General features: G+C 62.5%; 22 protein-coding genes. 19 read left to right on the top strand and 3 right to left on the bottom strand.

Features of this window, described 5'->3' with window-relative positions; all coding sequences use genetic code 11:
* The first annotated feature begins 45 nt into the window (after positions 1-45).
* The 17 genes from KOL99_RS18205 to acnB all read left to right on the top strand — a co-directional run bounded on the left by KOL99_RS18205 (position 46) and on the right by acnB (position 20,333).
* Complete coding sequence (locus tag KOL99_RS18205) at positions 46-1,251, top strand: type II secretion system F family protein (protein ID WP_216511896.1); 1,206 nt, start codon at positions 46-48, stop codon at positions 1,249-1,251.
* A gap of 7 nt (positions 1,252-1,258) precedes the next feature.
* The gene (locus KOL99_RS18200; protein ID WP_216511895.1) at positions 1,259-2,980 is read left to right on the top strand and encodes a GspE/PulE family protein; all 1,722 of its coding nucleotides are present in this window, start codon (positions 1,259-1,261) and stop codon (positions 2,978-2,980) included.
* A gap of 9 nt (positions 2,981-2,989) precedes the next feature.
* A complete protein-coding gene (gene pilM / locus KOL99_RS18195; RefSeq protein WP_216511894.1) occupies positions 2,990-3,904 on the top strand; it encodes a type IV pilus biogenesis protein PilM in 915 nt (304 codons plus the stop codon).
* Position 3,905: 1 nt separating this feature from the next.
* Positions 3,906-4,442, top strand: coding sequence for a PilN domain-containing protein (locus tag KOL99_RS18190; RefSeq protein WP_216511893.1), 537 nt, complete (start codon positions 3,906-3,908; stop codon positions 4,440-4,442).
* On the top strand, positions 4,439-4,993 hold the full coding sequence (gene pilO / locus KOL99_RS18185; RefSeq protein WP_216511892.1) for a type 4a pilus biogenesis protein PilO: 555 nt from the start codon (positions 4,439-4,441) through the stop codon (positions 4,991-4,993). The genes KOL99_RS18190 and pilO overlap by 4 nt, the downstream gene beginning before the upstream one ends.
* Positions 4,990-5,652, top strand: a complete 663-nt coding sequence (locus KOL99_RS18180) for a type II secretion system protein PulP (RefSeq protein WP_216511891.1) — start codon at positions 4,990-4,992, stop codon at positions 5,650-5,652. The genes pilO and KOL99_RS18180 overlap by 4 nt, the downstream gene beginning before the upstream one ends.
* 11 nt (positions 5,653-5,663) lie before the next feature.
* Entirely contained in the window at positions 5,664-8,324 is a 2,661-nt protein-coding gene (locus KOL99_RS18175) for a secretin N-terminal domain-containing protein (RefSeq protein ID WP_216511890.1), read from the top strand.
* Between the two features lie 19 nt (positions 8,325-8,343).
* On the top strand, positions 8,344-8,835 hold the full coding sequence (locus KOL99_RS18170) for a type II secretion system protein (protein ID WP_216511889.1): 492 nt from the start codon (positions 8,344-8,346) through the stop codon (positions 8,833-8,835).
* Positions 8,836-8,840: 5 nt separating this feature from the next.
* A complete protein-coding gene (locus tag KOL99_RS18165; protein WP_216511888.1) occupies positions 8,841-9,254 on the top strand; it encodes a type IV pilin protein in 414 nt (137 codons plus the stop codon).
* Between the two features lie 19 nt (positions 9,255-9,273).
* The gene (gene ftsE / locus KOL99_RS18160) at positions 9,274-9,996 is read left to right on the top strand and encodes a cell division ATP-binding protein FtsE (protein WP_216511887.1); all 723 of its coding nucleotides are present in this window, start codon (positions 9,274-9,276) and stop codon (positions 9,994-9,996) included.
* A complete protein-coding gene (ftsX, locus tag KOL99_RS18155) occupies positions 9,983-10,930 on the top strand; it encodes a permease-like cell division protein FtsX (protein WP_216511886.1) in 948 nt (315 codons plus the stop codon). The genes ftsE and ftsX overlap by 14 nt, the downstream gene beginning before the upstream one ends.
* Position 10,931: 1 nt before the next feature.
* Positions 10,932-12,131 carry a murein hydrolase activator EnvC family protein gene (locus KOL99_RS18150; RefSeq protein ID WP_216511885.1) on the top strand — a complete coding sequence of 400 codons (1,200 nt, stop codon included), beginning with the start codon at positions 10,932-10,934 and terminating at the stop codon, positions 12,129-12,131.
* A gap of 34 nt (positions 12,132-12,165) precedes the next feature.
* Positions 12,166-13,500, top strand: a complete 1,335-nt coding sequence (locus KOL99_RS18145; protein ID WP_216511884.1) for a S41 family peptidase — start codon at positions 12,166-12,168, stop codon at positions 13,498-13,500.
* Positions 13,501-13,685: 185 nt separating this feature from the next.
* Positions 13,686-15,011 (top strand): cohesin domain-containing protein, encoded by a 1,326-nt coding sequence (locus tag KOL99_RS18140; protein WP_216511883.1) that lies wholly within the window; start codon positions 13,686-13,688, stop codon positions 15,009-15,011.
* Between the two features lie 182 nt (positions 15,012-15,193).
* A complete protein-coding gene (gabD, locus tag KOL99_RS18135) occupies positions 15,194-16,651 on the top strand; it encodes an NADP-dependent succinate-semialdehyde dehydrogenase (protein ID WP_216511882.1) in 1,458 nt (485 codons plus the stop codon).
* 185 nt (positions 16,652-16,836) lie between these two features.
* Complete coding sequence (gene fdhD, locus KOL99_RS18130) at positions 16,837-17,595, top strand: formate dehydrogenase accessory sulfurtransferase FdhD (protein WP_216511881.1); 759 nt, start codon at positions 16,837-16,839, stop codon at positions 17,593-17,595.
* 218 nt (positions 17,596-17,813) lie between these two features.
* On the top strand, positions 17,814-20,333 hold the full coding sequence (acnB, locus tag KOL99_RS18125; protein ID WP_216511880.1) for a bifunctional aconitate hydratase 2/2-methylisocitrate dehydratase: 2,520 nt from the start codon (positions 17,814-17,816) through the stop codon (positions 20,331-20,333).
* Positions 20,334-20,421: 88 nt separating this feature from the next.
* On the opposite strand, the gene KOL99_RS18120 is transcribed toward acnB, so the two are convergent.
* Positions 20,422-22,188, bottom strand: coding sequence for a M3 family oligoendopeptidase (locus KOL99_RS18120; RefSeq protein ID WP_216511879.1), 1,767 nt, complete (start codon positions 22,186-22,188; stop codon positions 20,422-20,424).
* A gap of 295 nt (positions 22,189-22,483) precedes the next feature.
* Between KOL99_RS18120 and KOL99_RS18115 the strand changes: the two genes are divergently transcribed.
* Positions 22,484-22,861 carry a helix-turn-helix domain-containing protein gene (locus tag KOL99_RS18115; protein ID WP_236026403.1) on the top strand — a complete coding sequence of 126 codons (378 nt, stop codon included), beginning with the start codon at positions 22,484-22,486 and terminating at the stop codon, positions 22,859-22,861.
* On the opposite strand, the gene yrfG is transcribed toward KOL99_RS18115, so the two are convergent.
* Both yrfG and thrC read right to left on the bottom strand, forming a co-directional pair.
* The gene (yrfG, locus tag KOL99_RS18110) at positions 22,845-23,558 is read right to left on the bottom strand and encodes a GMP/IMP nucleotidase (protein ID WP_216511877.1); all 714 of its coding nucleotides are present in this window, start codon (positions 23,556-23,558) and stop codon (positions 22,845-22,847) included. The two genes, KOL99_RS18115 and yrfG, sit on opposite strands and share 17 nt — an antisense overlap.
* A gap of 64 nt (positions 23,559-23,622) precedes the next feature.
* On the bottom strand, positions 23,623-24,999 hold the full coding sequence (gene thrC, locus KOL99_RS18105; protein ID WP_216511876.1) for a threonine synthase: 1,377 nt from the start codon (positions 24,997-24,999) through the stop codon (positions 23,623-23,625).
* Positions 25,000-25,404: 405 nt separating this feature from the next.
* On the opposite strand from thrC, the gene rimP reads away from it, so the two are divergent.
* Positions 25,405-25,884, top strand: coding sequence for a ribosome maturation factor RimP (gene rimP / locus KOL99_RS18100; RefSeq protein ID WP_216511875.1), 480 nt, complete (start codon positions 25,405-25,407; stop codon positions 25,882-25,884).
* The last annotated feature ends 38 nt before the right edge of the window (positions 25,885-25,922 follow it).

The following is a 25,922-nucleotide window of genomic DNA, read 5'->3' as shown; positions in this document are numbered from 1 at the left end:
TTTGCTGTTTTAATTCTCTCACATTTGTGGTACTCATAAGTTCTTATGCCCGTTTATACCTGTAAAATAGGGTCCTCCGACGGCCGAATCCTCATCAAGGAATTCGACTCTGTCAATGAGGCTCTGCTGCGTCAGAGTCTGGAGGAACAGGGGTATGTCGTATTCGAGGTGCGCAAGAAGCCGTTCCAGTTCCTGCTGGACTCCGGCCTCGGCCGCAAGAAGATCGGCAACAAGGACCTGCTGCTCTTCAACCAGGAACTGCTGGTGCTCCTGAAGGCGGGGCTTCCCATCATCCAGGCGCTGGACACCATCCTCGAGTCCGGCACCGGGAAGTTGAGCGAGATCCTGAACACGGTCAGGGAGGACATCAAGGGGGGGCTTTCGCTCTCGGCCGCCTTCGAGAAGTACCCCAGGGTCTTTCCGCAGCTGTACATCGCCTCGATCCGTGCCGGCGAGCGGACCGGCGACCTGCCTCAGACCATCAGGCGCTACATCGCCTTTTTGAAGAGGACCGAGGGGTTCCGCGGCAAGATCATCGGGGCCCTGTTCTACCCGGCCATTCTGATCGCCGTCGCCTTCCTGGCCATCGCCGTGCTCCTGATCTACGTGGTGCCGACCTTCAGCACCATCTACGCCGACTCAGGCAACGCGCTGCCGGTGCCGACCCAGATGCTGATCAATCTCACCGGGTTCCTGCGGCACTACCTGCTCGTCTTCGTGGCGCTCGTCTTCGTGGCCGCGACCCTCTTTCGGCGCTGGAAGGAGACCGAGTCGGGGCGCTACGCCGTGGACGGCATGAAGATCAAGACCCCGTTGGTGGGAGCCGTGGTGATCCGTTACGCGCTGTCGGGGTTCACCCGGACCCTGGCCACGGTCCTTGGCTCCGGTATCCCGCTTGTCGAAGCCATGCGGATGGCGGTGGGGACCTTGAACAACAAGGTGCTGGAACGCGGTCTGCTCATGGCCGTACACCGGGTGGAGGAGGGGAGCAAGCTCTCCACCGCCCTCGATAACATGAAAATGCTCCCCCCCCTGGCGCTGCGCATGCTGTCGGTCGGCGAGACCACCGGTGCCCTGGAGGAGATGCTCGGGGACATCTCGGACTACTTCGAGGACGAGATCGAGAGGAGCCTTCAGGTGCTAACGACCGCCATCGAGCCCGCCATCATGATCGTCATGGGGGTGGTCATCGGTACCATCATCATCACCATGTACCTGCCGATCTTCAAGATCGCCAGCACCGTCAGCTAGAGGGAACATGCTGAAGCCGTTCAAAAGACAAAGGCTGGGCGACATCCTCCTGGAGCGGGGCGAACTCACCAACGATCAACTCGCCTACGCGCTGGACAAGCAGCAGAGCACCAAGGAACGCCTCGGGGTCATCTGCATCGCCGACGGGCTGATCACCGATGTGGTGCTGGCCCAGGCCCTGGCGCACCAGTTCGCCATGGAGTTCATCGACCTCACCGGCCTGCGTCCCGACGAATCGCTGTTCAACATCGTCCCCCCCGACGTGATGTTCCGCTACCATTTCGTGCCCCTGGAACTGCAGGGGGACCTCCTGGTGGTGGCTATCTCCGACCCCACGGCGGTGCTGCAACTGGACGAGATTTCCCTGCTTCTGGAACGCCCGCTCACCTTCAAGGTGGCTGCGGAATCGGAGATCGCCCATCTCCTGAAGCGGGGCGAGGGGACCAGCCGCGTCCTGAAGGAAGTCTCCGAGGACTTCATGCTGCAGCTGGTGACCGAGACCGAGAAGGGGGAGGAAATCCTCTCCGTCGAGAACGTCTCCGCCGACACCAGTCCCATCATCAAGCTGGTCAACTCCACCATCCTGGACGCCCTCACCCGGCGCGCCTCCGATATCCACATCGAGACCGCCCAGGAAGGGGTCATCATCAAGTACCGTATCGACGGGGTGCTCTACAAGGCCACCGACCCCATTGACAACCATTTCCAGGGGCCGCTCATCTCCAGGCTCAAGGTCATGAGCGAACTCGACATCTCCGAGCGGCGCATCCCGCAGGACGGCAGGTTCAAGGTCAGGATCGGCGCCAAGTCCATCGACTTCCGCGTCTCGATCATGCCCAGCGCCTTCGGTGAGGACGCGGTCATCCGTATCCTGGACAAGGAAAGCATCGCCAGCGACCTGCGGGGGCTCACCCTCGAGACGCTCGGCATGGCGTCCCACGAGATCAAGCGCTTCCGGAAGATGATCAAGGAGCCCTACGGCATGGTCCTGGTCACCGGCCCCACCGGTTCCGGCAAGACCACCACGCTCTACGGTGCCCTCACCGAGATCCACACCGGCCTCGAGAAGATCATCACCATCGAGGACCCGGTCGAATACGTCCTCTCCGGCATCACCCAGATCCCGGTCAACGAGAAGAAGGGGCTCACCTTCGCCCGCGGCCTGCGTTCGGTGCTGCGCCACGACCCGGACAAGATCATGGTCGGCGAGATCCGCGACTCCGAGACCGCGCAGATCGCGGTGCAGTCGGCGCTCACCGGCCACCTGGTGTTCACCACCGTGCACGCCAACAACGTCTTCGACGTGATCGGGCGCTTCACCCACATGGGGATCGACCCGTACAACTTCGTCGCCTGCCTCAACTGTGTCATGGCGCAGCGCCTGGTCCGAAAGATATGCCCCTCCTGCAAGAAGGCGGTCACGGTCTCCGACGAGGAACTGCGCGAGTCGGCCATCGACCCGGAGCGTGCCCGCGGCGTCACCCTGTACGAGGCGCGCGGCTGCGACGACTGCAACGGCACCGGTTACCGGGGGCGTTCCGCCATCGTGGAGCTCCTCGATCTCAACGACGAGATCCGCGAGCTGATCATCTCCAAGGCCCCCATCGCCGCCCTGAAAAAGGCAGCCAAGGCGGCTGGCACCATGTTCCTCAGGGAATCGGCCGTGGCCAAGGTGCTGGCCGGCGAGACGACGATTAAGGAGATCAACCGTGTCACCTTCGTGGAATAGGTGCCAGACATGCTGATGTTCGGGAAAAGTCTTGGGCTGGAGCTCTCCGCCGCCGGGTTCAGTTTCGCGCTGGCCAGTGGCGGCAAGACCCCCACGGTCGAGGCGGGGCTCACGCTGCCGTTCGCGCCGGGACTGCTGACCCTGTCGCGTCGCGACCCCAACGTTACCGACGGCAAGGCCTTCGTCGCCGCGCTCAAGGAGGCGCACCTGCGTCTTTTGACCAAGGAGCGCAGCGTGAGCGTGTCGCTGCCGGATGCCGTGGGACGCGTGGTGCTCCTCGACCTCGAGGCGCGCTTCAAAAACCGCGAGGAGGGAGCGGACGTCATCCGCTGGAAGCTCAAGAAGAGCCTCCCCTTCGACATCGGGGCCGTGCACCTGGATTACCAGACCCTGGAGGAGAAGGAAAACGGGGCGGTTTCGCTTTTGGTCTCGCTGATCTCGCGCCCGGTGGTGCAGCAGTACGAGGCGCTCCTCGTCGAGGCGGGGCTTGAGCCCAAGCTGATCGATTTCACCTCGTTCAACCTGTACCGGCTTTTCCAGCCCAGGCTCGACCTCTCCGAGGACGGCGCCCTCGTCACCTTCTACCAGGGGGCGATGACGGTGTTGATCTTCAACGGCGGCGTGCTGAGCTTCTACCGGACCAAGGAGGGGGTGGGGGAGGTGCAGAACCTGTTCCGCGAGGTGAACAGCTCCTTCCTGGTCTACAAGGACCAGTACCCCAGCCATAGCGTGAGCGAGGTATTCTGCGCCGCCGCCCCTGGCGATGCCGAGTCGTTCCGTGCCCTTGTGGCTGAGGCGAGCGGGCTGGAACCGGTGCTGCTCGACCTGGAGCGCCTGGTACTGCAGGCACCCGCCCTGGGGGTGGACCGGCCCGGGTTGCATGCGCTGGCCGGTGCCATCGGGGCCGCCTTGAGGAGCCTGTGACATGAAACTGACCATCAACCTGGCCACCAGGCGTTACGTCAACCTGCGCCAGCTCAACGCGATCCTGGCCGCCTCTTTCGTCATCTTGGTCCTGCTTCTGGTGTACCTGGTGCGCGAGGTTGCCAACAACCAGGTCGAGATCAACAAGATCAAGAGCCAGAGCGCCGCCGCGAGCAGCGGTCCCGTCGGGGTCGCTCCGGTTCCGGCCGAGCAGATGAAGGACCTGGAGACGAAGATCGCCTTCGCCAACACCCTCATCGATCGCAAGGCCATGAACTGGCTCGAGCTTTTGGACAAGCTGGAGCTGGTGGTTCCCGCCGGGGTCGCGCTCACCCAGGTGGAGCCGTCGGTGCAGGACCAGACCCTGAAGCTGACCGGCATGGCTCTGACGTTCGACAACCTGCGCGCCCTTTTGGAAAACATGGAGCGGTCCCCCAATTTTTCCGAGGTATACCTTTTGGGCCAGAGCGAACGCAAGATGGGGAAGACTCAGCAAGGTTTCGGCTTCTCACTCTCCTGCAAGGTCGGTAACCGATGAACTACCAGATGCTACTCGACATGATCGCCGCCCGGCGCACCGCCTTCGCGTTCATCGCCTTCCTGGCGCTACTCGTCTTGGGGCTGGAGGCGTATGTCTCGACCTACCAGCGCCCGGAACTGGAGAGGGTTCAGCAGGCGTGGTTCGCCAAGCGTGACGCCTTGGCCCGCGGCGAGACCCAGGCGGACGCCACCAGGTACCAGCAGGGGATGCGTGATTTGGAGGAGTTTCGCAAGCATCTCGTCCCCAAAAAGGACTTTGCCGCGCTGATGAGCAAGCTTTACGGCACGGCCAAAAGCAATTCGCTGACGCTGTCGGGCATCACCTACAAGCCGGGCAAGGTGAAAGGCAAGGGCAGCCAGATCGTGACCTACGGCATCTCCTTCAACGTGGTGGGCAAGTACGGCTCCGTGAAGAGCTTTCTGGCCGACTTGGTGCGCTACCCGGAGATGCTGGTCGTGGACGCCGTCTCCCTGAGCAACTCCAGCCCGACCGAGGAGAAGGTCGATCTCAAGATCCAGACCACGGTCTACCTGACGGAGGGGGCATGAATCGCCAGAAACTAGCGCTTTTCCTGCTGCTCCTCGTCCTGGCCGGGGCCATCGTCTACGCCGTCGTGCGGACGCCACGGCAGCAGCAGGTGACCACGCTCAAGAACCAGCCGGGCGCCAAGGCCACCGTGCTCAGGAAGCAGCCCGGCGCCGCGCCCAAAGCGGCCGCCAACGCCGGCGGCGCGCTGCACCTTGATCTGTTGCGGCGCGAGCAGCCCGGCTTCAGCGGTTTCCGGCGCAACATCTTCTCCCCCATCTTCCGGGAGGAAGAGAAGCTGTCCGGTCTCAAGCTGCCGCCGCCTCCCCCGCCGCCCAAAAAGCTGCCGACGCTCCCCGCGACGATGCCGACGCCGGTGGAAGCTCCGCCTCCCCCCCCGCCTCCCCCCACCGCGGAGCAGTTGGACGATGCCGAACTGGGCAAGTTCGTGTTCATCGGCTTCCTCAAAAAGGGCGGGGAGAGAACGGTATTCCTCTCCAAGGGTGGCGAAATCTTCCTCGCCAAGAAGGGAGGGCAGGTGGGGCCGAGGTTCCAGGTCTCCAACGTCACCGATGAAGCCATCACCATCAAGTCGATCCAGACCGACCGGCAGCTGGTGATTCCGCTGGTAGAAAACAGGTCGCTCAGCACGCGCCGCCCCGGTATCAGTCCAAGGCCTTAAGGAGCAACTTCATGCATAGACTAAGATCGATCTCAACCTTGATGCTGCTGACCCTGGCCCTTTCCGGCTGTGCGTCGGGACGCACCGCCTTCAGCAAGGCGGAGCAGCTCGAACGCGAGGGGAACCTGGACGCCGCGTTGGTCAAGTATGCCGAGGTGGCCTCCAAGCACCCCGATGTCGGTGAATACCGGGTGAAGCTGATCAACGTAACCGAGGCGGCCGCCAAGGTGCACTTCAAGAGGGGGGAGGCGTTCTTCGAGAAGAAGAACTACGACGAGGCCCTCAGGGAGTTCCAGAGCGCCTACGCCATGGACCCGACCTACGTCGAGGCGAAGGCCCGCGGTGATCAGGCGCTCAAGATGAGAAACGCCCTGACCTACCTCCAGGAGGGGGCGGACTTCGAGCGGGATCACAAGCTGCGCGAGGCGATGACTTCCTACCAGCACGTACTCCAGTTCCAGCCGGACAACAAGGCCGCCAGGGAGGGGCTCGACCGCATCCTGGCCGGCAAGAAGCAGAAGCTGGACGGCTTCGAGTTGAACCTGAAGTCCACCAAACCGATCACCTTGAAGTTCAAGGACGCCAAGCTCAAGGACATCTTCAACATCCTCACCCAGCTCTCCGGGATCAACTTCGTCTTCGACGAGGGGGTGAAGGACGTGAACGTATCGCTGCACCTGGAAAACGGCAGCTTCCAGCAGGCCATGGAGCTCCTCACCGGGATGCAGAAACTGGACAAGAAGGTGCTCAACGAGAGCACCATCATCATCTATCCCAAGACTCCTGACAAGATCAAGCAGTACGAGGAACTCTTCGTCCAGACCTTCTACCTGAACAAGCTCGACGCGAAGAAGGCGGTGAACCTGGTGCGCACCATGCTCCAGGTGAAGAAGATCTACGTGAACGAGGAGGCCAACGCCCTCGTGATCCGCGACACCCCCGAAGTGGTGGAGGTTGCGCGCAAGATCCTCGAGGCCAACGACGTTCCCGACGCCGAGGTGCTTCTCGAGGTCGAGGTGTTCGAGCTTTCCAAGAAGGATTCGGAGACTTTCGGGATGCTCCTGTCCCGGTACGCGACCTCGCTCGGGGTGACCGCCCCCGGCACGACGACGTTTCTCGCTGACAGCCTGAGTTCGACCACGACGACATCCTCGACGACTACCGGCACGCCGGCCTCGACTCCGACCAACATCAGCAACCTGCTGAACACGTTCAAGGTGAGAGGCTACAACGGATGGCTGACGGTGCCGAGCGCGACCTTCAACTTCGGCAAGACCCTCTCCAACGGCGAGACGCTCTCCAACCCGAAGATCAGGGTGAAGAACCGCGAGAAGGCGAAGTTCAACGTCGGTACCCGCGTGCCGATCACCACGACCTCTTCCACCTCCACCGGCACCAGCGTCAACGTCCAGTACGTCGACGTCGGGGTCAAGGTGAACGCCGAGCCGACTATCCAGCTGAACAACGAGGTGTCCATCAAGCTGGGCCTCGAGGTGAGCTCGATCCTGCAGAAGGAAGCCGTCGGTACGGACAAGGCGACCACCGTCGTCACCATTGGTACCAGGAACCTCGATACCGTTCTTTCCCTCAAGGACGGTGAAACCAGCATCATCGGAGGACTGATCCAGAAAAACAAGACCGACAGTAAGGATAAGGTGTTCCTCCTGGGGGACATCCCTATTCTGGGCTCGCTGTTCTCCAACACCACCGACGCCAACGACAAGAGTGAACTGCTGCTCGCCATCACCCCGCGCATCGTGCGTGGCGTGACCGTGCCCGACAACGACGTGGCTGCCTTCTGGTCCGGGCGCGAGGACGAACCGTCCACCAACAAGCCCTACCAGTCCTTCGTCGAGCCCGAGTTTGCCGACACCGCCGCGGTCAAGGCCGCTCCCGCCAAGGGGGCTCCGGCCAAGGGGGCTCCGGCCAAAAAGGCCGTTCCGGCTCCGGCCGCTCCTGGTGTTCCTGCCGCTCCGGGCGCTCCCGCTGTCCCGGGTGCTCCCGTTGTCCCGGGTGCTCCGGCCGCCGCCGTTCCGGGTGCCGAGACCGCGACCGCACCGGGTGCCGAGGCTGCGGTGACCGCCGTCGAGGGCGAGACTGCAGTCGAGGTGCCGGCCGAGCCGGGTGCCGAGGCTCCCGCCGCGGCCACTGTCCCGGCCCAGGCGCCAAGCCCGGCCGAGGCTGGCGCCGCCGCGAACGCGGCCGCCGCGGCCGCCGCGGCTGCCGCCAAGGCCCCGCCCAAACCGGCCGCCTCGCCGGTCCCGCTCGAGAAGGCCCTGCTCGCCCTGAGCCTTCCATCCTCGGTAAAGCTGAACGACCAGTTCTCCGTTCAGGTCAACGTCTCCGGCATGAAGGACCTGGAGAAGGCGGTGTTCGTGCTGAGCTACGATCCCAAGATTCTCGAGGCGGTGGCACAGACCGAAGGGGCGATGCTCAAGGAGACCGGGAAGCCCTCGAACTTCCAGGCCTTCGCCGACAAGAAGAAGGGCGAGGTGTGGATGTCCGGCAGCAAGGGGGAGGGGGGCAGCGGCAACGGTGTGCTGGCCCAGGTCACTTTCAAGGCGATCGGCCAGGGGAGCACGCCGCTTTCCTTCTCGAACACCAGTTTCACCCAGAAAGGGGGCGCGCAGATCGCCGTGACCCCGTTCAAGTCAGTAGTGGAGGTAAAGTAGCCCTCGGGCTCTCGCCGCGATGTGGAACATCCTTAAAGACAAAAGGGGGCTCAGCCTGATCGAGATGGTGGTGACCATGGTCATCCTCACCATGCTCGCCTCGCTGATCGTCCCCTCGGCCCAGATGGCCTCAAAGCGGACCAAGGAGATCGAGCTCAGAAGGAACCTGCGCGAGATCAGGTCCGCCATAGACGAGTACAAGAAAAACTACGACAAGGCGCAGTCGGACCAGAAAACGGTGCAGGTGGTGAACGCCACCGGCTATCCCAAGACGCTAGACCTGCTGGTGGAGGGTGATGATTTCGGCGGGCTGGTCAAGGAGAAGAAGAAGTTCCTGCGCCGCATTCCCACCGATCCCTTCCACAAGGCACAGGAGGGGGAGCCCAAATGGGGGATGCGCTCTCATGCCGACGAGCATGACAGCACCACCTGGGGGGGCGAGGATGTTTTCGACGTCTATTCCCTAAGCGACGGCGTCGCCATCGACGGCACGAAATACAAGGATTGGTGAACCTCATGTTGAAGAGGATACTGAAAAGTCAGCGAGGATTTACCCTGATAGAGCTGATGATTGTCGTCACCATCGTCGGCATTCTCGCGGCCATAAGCGCGCCCAACTACCAGTGGGGCATCATCAGGGCCCGCGAGGCGGTGCTGCGGGAAGACCTGTACACCATGCGCTCCACCATCGACCAGTACTACGCCGACCAGGGGAAATACCCCGAGACGCTGCAGGAACTGGTCGACAACAAGAACAAGTACCTCAGGGAGATACCCAAGGACCCCTTCACCAAGTCCAAGGACACCTGGGTGGTCACCGCGCCCCCCGCGACGGACACCCCCACCGAGGGGGGGAGTGGCGGGGTCTACGACGTGCACAGCGGTTCCCCCCTGGTCGGCAGCGACGGCAAGCCGTACAACGAATGGTAGTCACGAGGCTCACACAACGATGATCCAAATGCACAACGTTTTCATGTCGTACCAGCCCGAATCGAGCGCGCTGGCCGATATAAATCTCAAAATCCCCAAAGGGGATTTTGTTTTTTTGACCGGGCAGTCCGGGGCGGGCAAGTCGACGCTCTTGAAACTGATCTACGCCGACCTCACCCCCACCCGGGGACAGGTGCTGATCGACGGGGTCAACCTGACCAGGCTCTCCCGCTCCCAGGTTCCCCTGTTGCGGCGCTCCATCGGGGTGGTGTTCCAGGACTACAAGCTGCTCCCCAACCGGACCGTGCTGGAGAACGTGGCCATCACTCTGGAGGTGCTCGGCTGGGGCAAGCGCGACATCGGCAAGAAGGTCTACCACATCCTGAAAAGGATGGGGATCGAGGACAAGGTCAACGCCACGCCGCTGAGGCTCTCCGGCGGCGAGCAGCAGCGCGTGGCGCTGGCGCGCGCCCTGGTCAACGACCCGAAGATCCTGGTGGCGGACGAGCCTACCGGCAACCTCGACGACGAGAACAAGGAGGCGATCCTCTCCATCTTCAAGGAGGCCAACAACCGCGGCACCACGGTGGTGGTGGCGACCCACGACCGCCGCGTCATCGAGAACTCCCACCGCAGGGTGATCAGGCTGGAGAAGGGAAGCATCGTGGAGACGCCCGATCTCTTCGCGGGACAGGCGGCCCCGGCGGCCTCCCTGCTGGAGGTGCCCGATGTCCAAGGCTAACAAGGGGGGGGTGCGCCCCAAGCTCGAGCAGGAAGGTTTCTTCGGCAGGTTTTCCTATTTCACCAGCCGCGCCTTCGCCAACCTGCGCCAGAACGTCTTCGTCAGCGCCGTCACCGTCGGCACCATCGCGCTGGCGCTTTTGATCGCCTCGCTCTTTCTCCTGGTCTACGTGAACCTGGAGGGGATGGCGGAGGGGTGGAGCGACAAGGTGCAGGTGACCGCCTACTTCGACCAGGAACCGGCGCCGCTCGCGGTCGCCGCGATGAAGGGGAGGGTGCAGGCCATCGCCGGCACCTCCAAGGTCGTTTTCGTGAGCCAGGCGGAGGCCGAGAAGAGGCTGAGAAGCCGCCTGAAAGGGCAGGAATCGCTCCTGGAGGGGATCACGCCCGACGTGCTCCCGGCGTCTTTGGAGATCAGGCTGGACCATGACCACCGCGACACCGAAGCGGTGGCCGCCTACGTGAGAAAGCTCAAGCAGGTCCAGGGGATCAAAGAGGTGCAGTACGGCGAGGAGTGGGTGAAGCGCTTCAACTCGTTCATGAACCTGTTCCGGCTCATGGGGGCGCTTTTGGGGAGCTTTCTGACCGTCACCGTGCTCTTCATCGTTTCCAACACCATCAAGCTGACCATCTACGCCAGGAAGGACGAACTGGAGCTGTTGGGGCTGGTCGGGGCGACCCGCTTCTTCATCAAGGCCCCCTTCCTGATCGAGGGGATCCTGCAGGGGGCTGCGGGTGCGGTCATCTCCCTGGTCGCCCTTTCGGGGTGCTACTTCGCGTTCCTGAAAAACGCCGGCGACTTCCTCGGCATCAACCCGGCTTCGGCGGGGCTCTCCTTCCTCCCCGCCACCCACCTGGCCGGGGTGGTCCTGGGAGGGGTGCTGCTTGGGTTCATCGGCAGCGCGACCTCGCTCAAGAGGTTCATAAACGTCTAGCATGGGTCACTTTACCGCCAAAGTACTGCTTGTCCTCGCCCTCCTCTCTCCCGCGCTTTGCCGCGCCGGGGCCAACGAGGAGCTGCAGAACATCAAGAAGCAGATCAAGGAGAAGAACCGCCTCATCACCAAGACCCAGAAGGTGGAGACCAAGGTCTCGGGGGAACTGGTGCAGATCCAGAAATCGCTCGCCGAGAAGCAGTCCAGCCTGACCGCCCTGGGGCGCGACCTGGCCGGTGTCGAGAAGGGGATCGACAGGACCCACGAGGAGATCGAGCGGGAGCGCCAGGAAGCCGAGCGCAAGAAGGCGCAGATCAACCGTCGCATGGCGGCGCTCTACAAGGGGGGCGATACCGGCAACCTGCGCGTCTTCTTCTCCTCGGAATCATTCCCGCAGATGAGCGAGAACCTGCGCTACATGCGCGGCATCCTGGAGAACGACAAGAAGCTTTTCCAGCAGTACAACGAGAACCTGGAGCGGCTGAACAAGCTCAAGGAACGCCTGGAGCAGGAGGCGGTCAAGAAAGAGGGGCTGCGCCGTTCCATCGAGGCGAAGAAACGGGAGATCGAGCAGGAAAAGAGCCGCAAGGCGACCTACCTGGTCAAGGTGCGCCAGGACAAGCAGAGCTACCTCGCCTCGCTCAAGGAGCTGCAGGCCAACGCGAGCCGCCTGCAGAGCATGATTCAAAGGCTTGAAGCCAAAAGTAGAAAAGCGTATAGTTCCAAAGGTCGTCCCGCCAAGGGGAGCGAACCGGCCCGTCCCGGTGTGACCGCCAAGGCCACCCCGGTTCCCAACCAGGGGCTGGGCGCCCAGAAAGGGCGGCTCTCGCTGCCGGTGCGCGGCACCATCGTGGACCGTTTCGGAAGGCATAAACACCCCGAGTTCGATTCCTTTACTGTCAGTAACGGGATCTCAGTGGCAGCCCCCGCCGGCAGTGCCATCCACGCGATATATGACGGCGAAGTGATTTTTGCCGACTATTTCAAAGGCTATGGTAATATGATCATCGTCGATCATGGCGACGGGTTCTTCAGTCTCTATGCCCACGCCTCTTCCATTGCCAAGAGGGTCGGCGCCAAGGTGTCGAAAAACGACGTACTAGCCAGCGTGGGCGATCTTGACTCAACCAAGGGGCCCATGCTCTATTTCGAGATCAGATACCAGGGGAAGCCGGTGGATCCGTCCCCCTGGTTCAGATAAGCAGGGTATCGCAAGAAAACTCCAGGGAGGCAAAATGTTCAAGGGCAGCAATTTCAAAAAGACAACCCTGTTTGTCACTACCGTTGCAGTGCTGACGCTCGTCATCGCGTTCGGCGTGCAACGCAGATGTGCCGCCCAGGGCGGCGGCAACGACTACCAGTCCATCGAGCTGTTCACCGATGTACTCGCCATCGTCAAGAAGAGCTACGTCGAGGAAGTCGACACCAAGAAGCTGGTCTACGGCGCCATCAACGGCATGCTCTCCTCGCTCGACCCGCACAGTTCCTTCATGCCTCCCGAGACCTACAAGGAGATGAAGATCGACACCAAGGGCGCCTTCGGCGGCCTGGGCATCGAGATCACCGTGAAGGAGGGGATCCTGACCGTCATCTCCCCGATCGAGGACACCCCGGCCTTCAGGGCGGGTATCAAGGCGGGCGACCAGATCCTCAAGATCGATGACAAGTTCACCAAGGACCTCACCATAACCGACGCGGTGAAGCGGATGCGCGGCATCAAGGGGACCAAGGTCACCCTGACCATCATGCGCGAAGGGTTCGACAAGACAAAGGAATTCGTCCTGGAGCGCGACATCATCCAGGTCAAGAGCGTGAAGTACAAGGTCCTCGACGACGGCTACGGCTACATCAGGGTTTCGCAGTTCCAGGAGAAGACCGACGACGACCTGGAAAAGGCGCTGCAGGCGCTGCAGGCCGACAAGAAACAGTTGAGGGGCCTGGTGCTCGACCTCAGGAACGATCCCGGCGGGCTCCTCGACCAGGCGGTCCGCGTCTGCGAGCACTTCGTTCCCGAAGGGAAGCTGATCGTGTACACCGAGGGGCGCGAGAAGGACTCCCAGATGCGCTTCACCTCGAGGAAGAGCCACAAGCAGGGCGAGTACCCCATCGTGGTGCTGATCAACAGCGGTTCGGCCTCCGCCTCCGAGATCGTGGCCGGCTGCCTGCAGGACCACAAGCGCGCGGTCATCATGGGCACCCAGAGCTTCGGCAAGGGTAGCGTGCAGACCATCATCCCGCTGTCGGACAACTCGGGCCTCAGGCTCACCACCGCCCGCTACTTCACCCCGAGCGGCCGCTCCATCCAGGCCAAGGGGATCACCCCGGACATCGTCGCCGAGCGCGTGGAGATGGCCGCAACCAGCGAGAAGAAGGAAGGGATGCACATCCGCGAGAAGGACCTCGAGAACCATTTCGAAGGGGACAAGAAGGACGAGCAGGACGACAAGAAGGTGAAACCGGCTCCCTACAAGACCGACGAGATGTTCAAGAACGACTCCCAGGTGCTGCGCGCCCTCGACCTCCTCAAGGGGTGGGACATCCTGAAGAGCATGGGAAAACTCCCCTCCTAAGGCAGGCGGGGGTCACCAGGGTACGATGACAGGAAGGGGTGGCCAGACGGCCACCCCTTCTTTTTTGCGGTCGCCCCTCCCGCCTGTCCGGGGGGCTCGCTTGACAGCCCACCCGGGGGTCAGTAAAGTAAACAGCCAGTCAGCTCCGGCAGTTGTTTCCCATCCCCCAAGGCACCGAGGTGACCATGACCAGGCAGACCCACTGGCTGCTTCTTTTCCTCTTACTCATCCTCACCGCTACCCCCGCCTTCGCCTTGCCGACACTCACCATATCCTCGCCCGGATCCGACGGCGTCTTCGTGTTGCGCGGCGACCAGATGGACGGTGTCGCGGGGCTCGACATCAGCATCGGCTACGATTCCGCCACCCTGGGCAACCCGCGGGTGACCATGGGGAAGCTGGTGCAGGGGATGATGAGCGCCGCCAACCCCGGCAACCCGGTCCGGATCGCCGTCGTCGGCACGCGCGCCCTCACCGGCAGCGGCATCGTCGCCAGCATCGCCTTTGACCGGACCGGCAGCTCGCCCGGCGTCGTGACGTTGGTCACCGGGACGCTGATCGACGCCAGCGGCAAGAAGGTTGCCATGGCTCAGCCGACCATCGTCAATCCCACAGCCGTCGTGACCGCGGACGGCAGCGGCACCGGGACGGAGCAGGCCGGGCAGGAGGCGAAAAGCGACACCGTTCCGGGAGGCGCCACCCCCGTCGTGCCACGCCCGGTGATGGTTGGAGGGACGGTGACCATGCCGGGCCAGGAAACCGCCACGGTGCAGGAGGTGACACCGGTCCAAGAGAGCGCGACCTCGGCGGAGAGCCCTTCGCCCCGGTTGACCGCGCCGGCGGTCAAGAAGCGGCTACGTACCAAGAAGGCGCAGCTGGAAGGCGAGGAGCCGCCGCTGGACCGGGAAGAGAACCCGCCCCCCCCCGAGCAGGAGGCGCCGCCGGCACCTGAGAGCGGTAAGCCCCGGCCCCAGGTGACCCAGCCGGTGGCACTGACCAGCGTGCTGGACCGCTTCAAGGCGTTCCAGGGGGAGCGGACCCCGGCCAACCTGGTCGCCCTATTTCGCCAGGACGCCCCCGTTTCCTACAGCCAGCTCCCACCGGTGGCCATCGCCGACGGCAAGTCCACGGTGACCTTGGTGATCGGCATGGCGACGGGCGATGTCACTCCCAGCTTCACTTTCAGCGGGTGCACCTACGTCTCGCACCGGCGTACGGAAGCGGGGTGGGAAATCCAAGCCAGGCCGAAGCGGGATGTGGTGCAGGCCGCGGTCACCATGCTCTACAACGGTTTGCGCCAAGAGTTCCCGCTGACGGTGGCGCCCAAGGTCGCACTGGTGCCGGGGAAGTCGCGGCCGGTGAAGGAGAGCGATTTCGAGCGCTTTCTGAAAGAGCGGGGGACTCCGACCCGCCCGCGCTACGATCTCAACAAGGACGGCCGTCGCGATTACGTGGATGACTACATCTATGCCGCCAACTACCTGGTGCGCACCGGGCTGCAGGCGCCATAGACGCCGTTTCGGGAGGGGTAGCCAAACGGCGGGGTACGTGCCCCCTTCGACCGACTGTCGAGGGGGGCATTATCATACCGGGGGAGGGCAGGGGGGGCGACGACGTTTCTGTTGCCGCAAAGGCGGCGATCGGGTATACACGATGTCTGCCGCTGATGAGAGTACTTTTGACGGAGGAGCCTATGCTTAAGCTCAAGGACAAAAGTCTGTTCCACCAGCTTTGCTTCATCAACGGCGCCTGGACCGGGGCTGACAGCGGCGAAAGCATCGACGTCATCAACCCGGCCACCGGAGCAAAACTAGGTACCGTCCCCAAGATGGGAGGCGCCGAGACCCGCCGCGCCATCGAAGCGGCTCATGCCGCCTTGCCCTCGTGGCGCGCCAAGGCTGCCCAGGAGCGGTCGGTAATCCTCAGGCGCTGGGCCGACCTGCTTTTGCAGCATCAGGACGACTTGGCCGTGCTGATGACGGCGGAACAGGGCAAACCTTTGGCCGAGGCGCGCGGCGAGACGGTCTATGCCGCCTCGTTCCTTGAGTGGTTTGCCGAAGAGGGGAAAAGGATCTACGGGGACGTGATCCCGTCGGACCAGGCCGGCAAGCGGATCGTGGTGCTCAAGGAACCGGTCGGGGTATGCGCCGCCATCACCCCCTGGAACTTTCCCTCCGCCATGATCACGAGAAAGGTTGGGCCTGCACTGGCCGCAGGATGCACCATCGTGGTCAAGCCGGCCACGGCGACCCCGTACTCGGCCCTGGCCCTGGCGGTGTTGGCGCAGCGCGCCGGGATCCCGGAGGGTGTCTTTTCCGTCATCACGGGCTCAGCGTCCGCCATCGGGGGGGAGATGACGGCTAACCCGCTGGTACGCAAGCTCACCTTCACCGGTTCCACCGAGGTGGGCAAGAAGCTGATGGCCCAGTGCGCCGGGACGGTCGAGAAGGTTTCCCTGGAACTTGGTGGCAATGCCCCCTTCATCGTCTTCGACGACGCCGATCTCGATGCCGCGGTGGAAGGGGCGCTGATCTCCAAGTACCGCAACACCGGACAGACCTGCGTCTGCACGAACCGGTTCCTGGTGCAGGATGGGATCTACGACCGTTTCGCGGAGAAGCTGGCCCAGGCGGTCGCACAACTGAAGGTGGGGGATGGCCTGCAGGGGGAGACCCAGCAGGGGCCGCTGATCGACATGGCTGCGGTGGAGAAGGTCGAGGAGCACATCGGCGACGCCCTCGCCAAGGGAGCCCGCGTCGTCACCGGCGGCAACCGCCATCCCTTGGGAGGATGCTTCTTCGAGCCGACCGTCCTTGCCGACGTGACGCCCGAGATGCACGTCGCCCGGGAAGAGACCTTCGGGCCGGTGGCGCCCCTGTTCCGTTTCCTGAGCGAGGAGGAGGCGATCCGGTTGGCAAACGACACCGAGTTCGGCCTGTGCGCCTACTTCTACAGCCGGGACATGGCGCGGGTCTGGAGGGTGGCCGAGGCGATCGAGAGCGGCATCGTCGGCATCAATACCGGCCTTATCTCCACCGTGGTCGCTCCCTTTGGCGGCATCAAGGAGTCCGGCATCGGCCGGGAGGGCTCCAAGTACGGCATCGATGAATTTCTCGAGACCAAATACCTCTGCATCGGCGGGATCCGGTAGGACGAATGATCCTGCGACCCGAGGGCAGGCCGCTAGGTAATAGTGGCCTTTACTCCAACAGGCTCCCCCTCCTTTGACGGGATGGGGCAGGGAGATGGGTGAAGTCGGCCCGGGCGAAGATTGCCTGATGGCACCTACCCTCACCCCCATCCCCATCCCGCGAGGGGAGGGAATCGGACGTAATCATGGTGAAAGTACATCAATATGACTACGGGAAGGTGCTGCGCGGCGAGGTCGACGTGGTCCGGGAATTCCCGCTGGTGCTGCGGGTCAACGACCGGGAGATCGTCACCCTGATCGCCTCGCCCCACGACCTGCGCTTCCTGGTGGCGGGCTTCCTGCGCCTGCAGGGATTCGTCTCGCAGGTGGACGACTTCCTGGTGTTGAGCGTGTGCAACGATTACGGCATCGCCAACGTCCGCATCAAGGGCGAGATCCCGGCCGAGCTGAAGCCGGTGCTGACCTCCGGGTGCGGCACCGGCATCACCTTTTCGCTGCCGCAAACGGCCGACGCGAGGGGAACTGGCGCCAGGGCGCAAGTCCCGGTCGCGGCCATCTTCGAGTTGATGCAGCAACTGGCGCTGCACTCCAGCAGCTATAAGAGCCACGGCGGCGTCCACTCCGCCGCCGTCGGCACAGTGGACGGGACACTGATCCTGCACGCCGAGGATTTGGGCCGGCACAACACCGTCGACCGCCTGGCGGGGGAGGCGTTGCTGAAGGGGATACCCCTGTCCGGCACGATACTGGCCACCTCCGGCCGCGTCTCGGCCGAGCTGGCCGCCAAGGCGGCGCTTCTGGGCATCGCCGTCATCGTGTCCCGCACCTCTCCCACCGACATGGCCATCCGCATCTGCGAGGAGGCCGGTATCACCCTCATCGGCTACCTGCGCGGCACCAGGTTCACCGCCTACACTCACCAGGAGTACATTTTATTTCCTTAATGCTTTTCCTCCCCTCACCGTGATCCAGCTGCACTGATTCCAGATAAAACGCCACAGTAACAACTCTTTCGAGCCCGATCGGCGTTATTTTACAGGCGCTTTCAATATTTGACAAAACAGGGTAAAAATTGTATACAGTATCCGTTCAAATGAAGCATCAGCTGACAGAAGACTTTTGATAACTTCCGTAAATAGCTGCACATTATCTAGGAGGAATCATGATCGAAGCGTATCTGAAGCAAGAGGCAGAAAGAAAGGCACTCGGTATCCCTGCGAAGCCGCTCGACCCTGAGCAGACCGCGGAACTTTGCAAACTGTTGGAAGCACCCCCGGCAGGGAAGGAGGAGTTCCTGCTCCACCTCCTGAAGGAAAGGGTTTCCCCGGGCGTCGACCCGGCTGCCGAGGTGAAAGCCGGTTTCCTGGCTGCCATCCTGGCCGGCTCCAAGAAGTCCCCGCTTCTTTCCAAGAAGGACGCGGTCCAGATCCTGGGCACCATGCTGGGTGGCTACAACGTGGCCCCGCTGGTCGCTGCACTGAAGGACGCCGAAGTTGCCGATGAGGCCGTCAAGGCTCTCTGCGGCACCACCCTCGTCTACGACGCCTTCGATGACGTCCTCGAACTCTCCAAGTCCAACGCCGGCGCCAAGAAGGTGCTCGAGTCCTGGGCCAACGCCGAGTGGTTCACCTCCAAGCCGGGCCTGCCGGAGACCGTGAAGGTGAAGGTCTACAAGGTCGAAGGCGAGATCAACACCGACGACTTCTCCCCGGCGGGCGACGCCTGGAGCCGTCCGGACATCCCGCTGCACGCGCTCGCCATGGGCAAGACCCGCTTCCCGGACGGCAACGCAACCATCGCCAAGTTCAGGGCCGAAGGGTTCCAGGTTGCCTTCGTGGGCGACGTCGTCGGTACCGGTTCCTCCCGTAAGTCCGCCTGCAACAGCGTCCTGTGGCACATCGGCCAGGACATCCCGGCGGTTCCGAACAAGCGTCGCGACGGCATCATCATCGGCGGCGTCATCGCCCCGATCTTCTTCAACACCGCGCAGGACTCCGGCGCGTTCCCGATCAAGACCGACGTGACCAAGATGAAGACCGGCGACGTCATCGTGATCAACTCCAAGAAGGGTGAGATCACCACCGAGGCCGGCGAAGTACTCTCCACCTTCACCGTGGCCCCGAACACCCTGTTCGACGAGTTCCGCGCCGGCGGCCGCATCCCGCTGATCATCGGCCGCGCCCTCACCGACCGCGCCCGCAAGGCCCTCGGCCTCGCGCCGACCGACGTCTTCACCCTGCCGGTCAACCCGCAGCCGAAACCGGGCCAGGGCTACTCGCTGGCACAGAAGATGGTCGGCCAGGCCTGCGGCGTCGCCGGCGTACTGCCGGGCACCGCGTGCGAGCCGAAGATGACCACGGTCGGTTCCCAGGACACCACCGGCCCGATGACCGCCGACGAACTGAAGGAACTCGCCTGCCTCAAGTTCCTGGCACCGATGTTCATGCAGTCCTTCTGCCACACCGCTGCCTACCCGAAGCCGGCCGACGTCAAGATGCACAAGACCCTGCCGCAGTTCATCATCGAGCGTGGCGGCGTGCCCCTGAAGCCGGGCGACGGCGTCATCCACTCCTGGCTGAACCGTCTGCTGGTTCCGGACACCGTCGGTACCGGCGGCGACTCCCACACCCGTTTCCCGATCGGGATCTCCTTCCCGGCCGGTTCCGGCCTGGTGGCCTTCGCCGGCGCCCTCGGCTTCATGCCGCTGGACATGCCGGAGTCGGTACTGGTCCGCTTCAAGGGCAAGTTCAACCCGGGCATCACCCTGCGCGACGCGGTCAACGCAATCCCGTACTGGGCGATCAAGCAGGGCCTGCTCACCGTGCCCAAGAAGAACAAAATCAACATCTTCAACGGCCGTATCCTCGAGATGGAAGGTCTTCCGGAGCTCTCCGTCGAGCAGGCCTTCGAACTGACCGACGCCGCCGCCGAGCGTAGCGCCGCCGCCGGTTGCATCAAGCTCTCCGAGCAGTCGGTAGCCACCTACCTCCGTTCCAACGTGGCCCTCATGAAGCAGATGATCGCCGACGGCTACCAGGATGCCCAGACCCTGCAGAACCGCATCGACGCGGTCAACGAGTGGCTGAAGGCTCCCAAGCTTCTCGAAGCCGACGCCAACGCCGAGTACGCCGCGGTCATCGAGATCGATCTCGCCGAGATCACCGAGCCGATCCTTGCCTGCCCGAACGATCCGGACGACGTCAAGCTCCTCTCCGAGGTTGCCGGCACCCCGATCCAGGACGTGTTCCTCGGGTCCTGCATGACCAACATCGGCCACTTCCGTGCCGCTGGTGAGATCTGGAGGGGCCAGAAGTTCAACCCCAACGTCCGCACCTGGATCTGCCCGCCGACCCGCATGGATCAGGCCAAGCTGAAAGACGAGGCATACTTCTCCGTCTACAGCGCCATGGGCGCCCGTGTCGAGATCGCCGGCTGCTCGCTCTGCATGGGTAACCAGGCACGCGTGCCCGATGGGGTCAACATGTTCTCCACCTCGACCCGTAACTTCGATGACAGGATCGGCAATGGCGCCAAGGTATTCCTGGGTTCCGCCGAGCTCGGTGCCGTCACTGTCAACATGGGCAAGCTCCCGACCCCGGCCGAGTACCTGGCCGTGTACAAGGAGAAGGTCGAGCCGAACAAGGACAGCGTGTACAAGTACCTCCAGTTCGACGAGATGTAATCAGAGCTGGCAGCAGCACAATAAGAAAGGCCCGCCGGGAAACCGGCGGGCCTTTCGCTTTTTTATCTGTCCGACTGGTCCGACTGGCTTAGACCAGCGCCTTCAACTCCGCGATGAGGTCTGCCAACAGGTCATACCCACCCTGCCAGAAGCTCGGGTCGCTGAAGACGATGCCAGCCGGTGCCAGCGTGTCGCCGGGGGACTTGGAGCCTCCGTCGGCGAGGATGTCGCGGTAGATGGGTACGAAGCTGTCCCGCTCCTTCAGGTAGCGTTGGAACAGCGACAGCACCACCAGCTCCGCGCAGGTGTAGGAGTAGCAGTAGAAACGCGCGTGGATGAAGTGCGAGATGTAGCTCCAGCCGTAGCGATACGGCTCGATCATTTCCACCGCGTCCCCGTACAGCTTCGCGTTCTCCTCCCACCACAGGTCGGCCAGTTCGCCGGCGGTCAGAAGGCCCTTTGCCCGCTCCAGGTGCATGCGTTCCTCGAACCTGGTCAGCACGTTCTGGCGGAAGGTGGTGGCGATGATGTCCTCGATCTTGGCGCACAGAAGCGACTTTTTCACCTCGACGTCGGTCTCCCGCTCCAGGAGCTGGCGGGTCAACAGCATCTCACCGAACACCGAGGCGGTCTCGGCCAGCGGCAGCGGCGGGTGGTAGTTCAGCATGGTCTGGCGCTGGGCGAGCAGGTAGTGGATGCCGTGGCCGACCTCGTGGGCGATGGTGGCCACGTCGCGCAGGTTGCCGGTGAAGTTCAAAAGGAGATACGGGGGAAGCTCAGGGGTCATCCCCATGCAGAAGGCGCCGCCGCTCTTCCCCGGCCGCGGCAGCACGTCCACCCGCCTCCGGGTGAAGAAGGAATCGGCCAACTCGGCGAATTCCTCGGAAAAGCCCCGGTAGGCCTCGACGGTCATGATGCGCGCCTCTTCGAAGCTGTACTTGCGGTCGCTCTCGGTGATCGGCGCGTAGACGTCGGTGTTCTTCAGCTTGGGGATGCCAAGCAGCTTTGCCTTGAGGCGGAAGTATTCCTGCGCCAGCGGGTAGTTCTTTTCGGAAACCAGCATCAGGCTTTCCACGACCTCGTTGGGGATCTCGTTGCCGAGGTTGGTGGGCTCCATCGGATGGCTGTAGTTTCTGAGCTCCATCTCCTGGGAATGGTCCAGCGCCACGTTGTTGAACACCGCCGAGTAGAGGATGCTGTGCTCCTCGTGCTTTTTCAAAAAGGTGCCGAAGGCGCGCTCCCGCAGCCCGGCATCGGGGTGATGCAACAGCGCCAGCAGTTCCTCTCCGGTCATCTCACGGGTTTCGCCGTCCATCTCCAGGGTATAGCGCAGCGACGCGGATACCTCGTCGAACAGCCGGCAGAAGGCCTGCACACCGGTGAGGCTCTTCTGGGTGAGCAGGCTCTCCTCGCGCTCGGACAGCGTGTGCTTCTTGAACTTGCGCAGCACCGCCAGGAAGTGCCGGTAATTGTCGAGCCGGGGATCCTGCAGGAGCTGCTGGAAGGGTTTCTCCTCCATCTGGATGATCTCGAGATCGAAGAAGAGCAGTTCCCGCCCCATGGCGTTGCCGAACTCCTGGGACTTCTGGGAGAGACGTTTGTGCAGGTCGCTTTCGCTGTCGGCGGCGAAGAGCAGGTGGGAGTAGAGTTGCGGCACGGCGAGCTCCTCCTGCAACTTCTCGTAGCTTTTCAGCGCCTCGAGCAGCTCTTCGGCGGAAAGACCGGCGACCTTGCCGCGGTAGCGCTCCCTGAAGCCTGCAACCTGCGCGGTGGCGTCTTCGAAGGATTTGGTCAGTTCGGGAGCGGAAGGCGAAGGGTAAAGTGGTGTGGTATCCCAATTGAGATCGCTGCTCATCGTTCCTCCTGGCAGGCGGTAGATTGTTCAATGATTTCGAATGAATGGAACCGATAGTAATGCATGGGGTGCATGGTGTCAAGGAAGGGGGGCACCCTGAATGCTCGCATGAGGGATAAGTTCGCCTTCTCAGCTCGCCTTGACAACCAGAGGGGGTGCGATAGAACTAGCAAATGTTAAAAAACTATAATTATGTAAAGGGTTAGCCGCCGACTGTTCTTCCGGGTGGGAAGCGGATGCCTCCGCTTCCGCAAGTGGTTCCTCTGTCAACCGCTAGCAGGCGAGGATGGACGTCATGAAAAAGCGTCAGGTAGTGGAAGATGCGGCTTGCCGGCCCCCTTCGGGGAACGGCAGCGAGTCACACCCCGCCGGGTGGATGGGCGCTCAATGCGTGGTACTGCAACGGTTATTCTCGTGCCGGGACGACATGACCTTTTCAGCCGCGCAAATCGTCCCTAACGGCGAGACCGCCTGCGGCATGGGGGGCTTCGCTTCCGGGCAGATGACGCTCAGGGAAGCCCGGGACAGGGTTGAGCGCTACATGGTGCATGATGCCATTCAGGCCTCTGGAGGGAACATGAGCAGGGCGGCCGAGGTGCTCGGCGTCAGCCGTCCCGCCCTCTACGACCTGGCCAAGAAGTACGGCTTGTGCCGGGTCAAACCCCGCGGCTAGGGGCAAGTTCCACGCACATGCCGCCGTCACGCGGGATCAGTTCACTGAAGTAATGAATGGAGTGAAAACTCTCAGATTGGACCGGCGTCATGGTCGAGCTGAAGCGCCCGACATGGATCAGGTAGCGGATGCCGAAGCGGCGCGCGGTCTCCAGGTTGGTCTCGCTGTCCTCCCCCAGCATGGTCCGCTCCGGATCGTAAGGCACCTTCCGCTGCAACTTCCCCCAGAAAAGAGGATCTTCCTTGGGCAGCCCGAGATCGTGGGCTGAGATGATGCCGTCGAAATAGCTCCCGATCCTGGTCAGGCGCAGTTTGATGTTCAGGGTCTTACTGTGGGCGTTGGTGACCAGGAAGATCTTCTTGCCGTGCTGGCGCAGGAAGAGGATGAACTCGATCACGAAGGGGTGCACCGCGATCAGGTGGTTCACCTCTTCCTTGAGCACCGGGATGTCGAGACCAAGCTGCGCCGACCAGTAGTCGAGGTCGGTCCAGTTGAGGGTCTGTTCCTGGGAGCGGAACATGCGGTGCAGTTTCTCCTGTGCCGCGTGCTCGCTGATGCCGTTCTTTTCCGCGTAGCGCTTGGGGACGTGCTCCAGCCAGAAATGGTCGTCGAAGTGCCGGTCCAGCAGGGTGCCGTCCATGTCGAGGTGGACGGTGTCGATGAGGTTCCAGTCTACTTTTAGGGGGGGGAGGGGCATGGGGTCTCTTCTTTTGTCGGACCTGTCCGACTAGTCTGACTAGTCCGACAGGTCCGACGTCGGACTACGCCTTGGCTTTCACGAACTGCTTCACCAGCTCCTTGTCCGCGGCCATGATCTCGCAGCGGGTTTCCTTGCCCTGGAGGGCGGCCAGCTGCGGCGGCAGCGGTGCCGGCGTGCCGATGGCGCGCTCGACCGCCTCGCCGAACTTGGCGGGGTGGGCGGTGGCCAGGCAGACCACGGCGGGGTGCCCCTTAACGCACTCGAGGGCGCCGCGCACGCCGACCGCGGTGTGCGGGTCGAGCAGGTAGCCGGTCTCCTTGTTGAAGGAGGCGATGGTCTCCAGGGTCATCTCTTCATTGACGGTGCAGCTCAGGAACTCGCTCTGCACGCGCTGCACCTCTTCGGGAGTGAAGACGATCTTCCCGGTCTGTTGCAACTCGGCGAAGGCGCTTCTCACCCGCTCCGCGCTTTCGTTGAAGAGGTAGTACAGGTAGCGCTCCAGGTTGGAGGCGAGCTGGATATCCATGGACGGCGATACGGTCTGCACAACCTGTCCCAGCGAGTAGTCGCCGCTTTGCACGAAGCGCGCAAGGATGTTGTTCTCGTTGGTTGCCAAAAGCAGCTTCTCGACCGGGAGGCCCATCCTCTTGGCGAGATACCCTGCGAAGATGTCGCCGAAGTTGCCGGTCGGTACGGAGAAGACCACCTTTCCCTGCTCGGGGAGCCTGCCCCACGCGTAGAAGTAGTAGACCACCTGCGCCAGTACGCGCGCCCAGTTGATCGAGTTGACCGCACCCAGTGCGTATTCCTTCTTGAATTCCAGATCGTTGAACAGGGTCTTGACGATGTTCTGGCAGTCGTCGAAGGTCCCCTTGACGGCGACGTTGTGCACGTTGGCGTCGAGCACGCTGGTCATCTGAAGCGCCTGGATGGGCGAGGTCTTCAGGTGCGGGTGCAGGATGAAGATGTTGATGTTTTCCTTGCCGCGCACGCCGGCGATGGCGGCGCTGCCGGTGTCGCCGGAGGTGGCGCCCAGGATGTTCATCTTCTCGCCGCGCTCCTTCAGGAGGTACTCGAACAGGTTCCCCAAAAGCTGCAGCGCCACGTCCTTGAAGGCGAGGGTGGGGCCGTGGAAGAGTTCCAGGATGTAGACGCCGTCCTTCTTCACCAGCGGCGTGGTCTCCTGGTGCTCGAAGCTGCCGTAGGAACGGTCGATGAGCGCTTTGAGATCGGCCGCCGGGATGTCGGTGGCGAAGAGGGAGATGATATTGAAGGCGAGCTCGCGGTAGGGAAGCTTGGCCCAGGCGGCAAGTGTTTCAGGCGCGATCTGCGGGATGCTCTCCGGCAGGATCAGGCCGCCGTCGGTGGCAAGTCCCATCATCACTGCTTCCTTGAAGCCGATGGGGGCGATGTTTCCCCTGGTGCTTATGTATTTCATGTCAATTCTCTTTCCTGGTGCTGGTTTTTGTGCCGTCGCGGCAACGCCAATATATAGCAGTTAATCCCGCAAAAGTGAAGAGATTGCTTGGAACCTCACCGTTGTCAGGCGAGGCGTGCGGTGCATTGGCAGCAAGAAATCGAATGTGAACAGGAGAAATTGCATCACAGTGTTAATTTTGGCCAATGACAGGGCCAAGCGGAGGCGTTTTTGGCTATCAGGGACAGGAAAATTTCCGCACCAGAATCAGCTGCAAATCAGGCGCGAAAGCTTGAAAAACAGCTTACTTTGGCAAAAAAAGCGCTTGCATAAAGAAGCCTTCCATGTTAAATAATGGGTCACATGTTAATGTTCACTCAAAAGTGAGCTCCTCCGGCTCGCTTTTTTTTATGGGAAAATCTAGAGATGGCCAAGGTTGATGTAGTAGAAAGAGTCACAGAAATTGTCGCCGAGATCGGGGGACCGCTCGGGATCGGCCTGGTGGACCTGGAGTACAAGCGCGAAGGGCGCGACATGGTGCTGCGCATCTTCCTGGAGAAGGACGGTGGCGTCACCCTCGACGACTGCGCCGACGTGAGCCGGCAGCTCTCCGACATCCTCGACGTCGAGGACTTCATGCCGGACCACTACAACCTGGAGGTTTCCTCCCCCGGGATTTGCCGCCCCCTCAAGAAGCTCGCCGACTACGAGCGCTTCCAGGGGCACCTGGTCAAGGTGAAGACCTTTGACACGCTCACCGACGACGCGGGGAACAAGCGCAAGACCTTCACCGGGAAACTGCTCGGGGTTCAGGACGGGGTGGTCAGCATCGATCTCACCGAGGGACAGCACGCCTCGATCCCGCTGGACAAGGTGGCCAAGGCCAACCTCGAATTCGAATTCTAAACTTTACTTTGCAATTATCAGCAAGCAGAAGGAGACAG

Origin of the sequence: Geomonas azotofigens (assembly GCF_018919395.1) — a bacterium.
Classification (GTDB): domain Bacteria; phylum Desulfobacterota; class Desulfuromonadia; order Geobacterales; family Geobacteraceae; genus Geomonas; species Geomonas azotofigens.
Note: the sequence above shows the minus strand (reverse complement) of the source record. Positions and strands in the feature narration are given on the sequence as shown.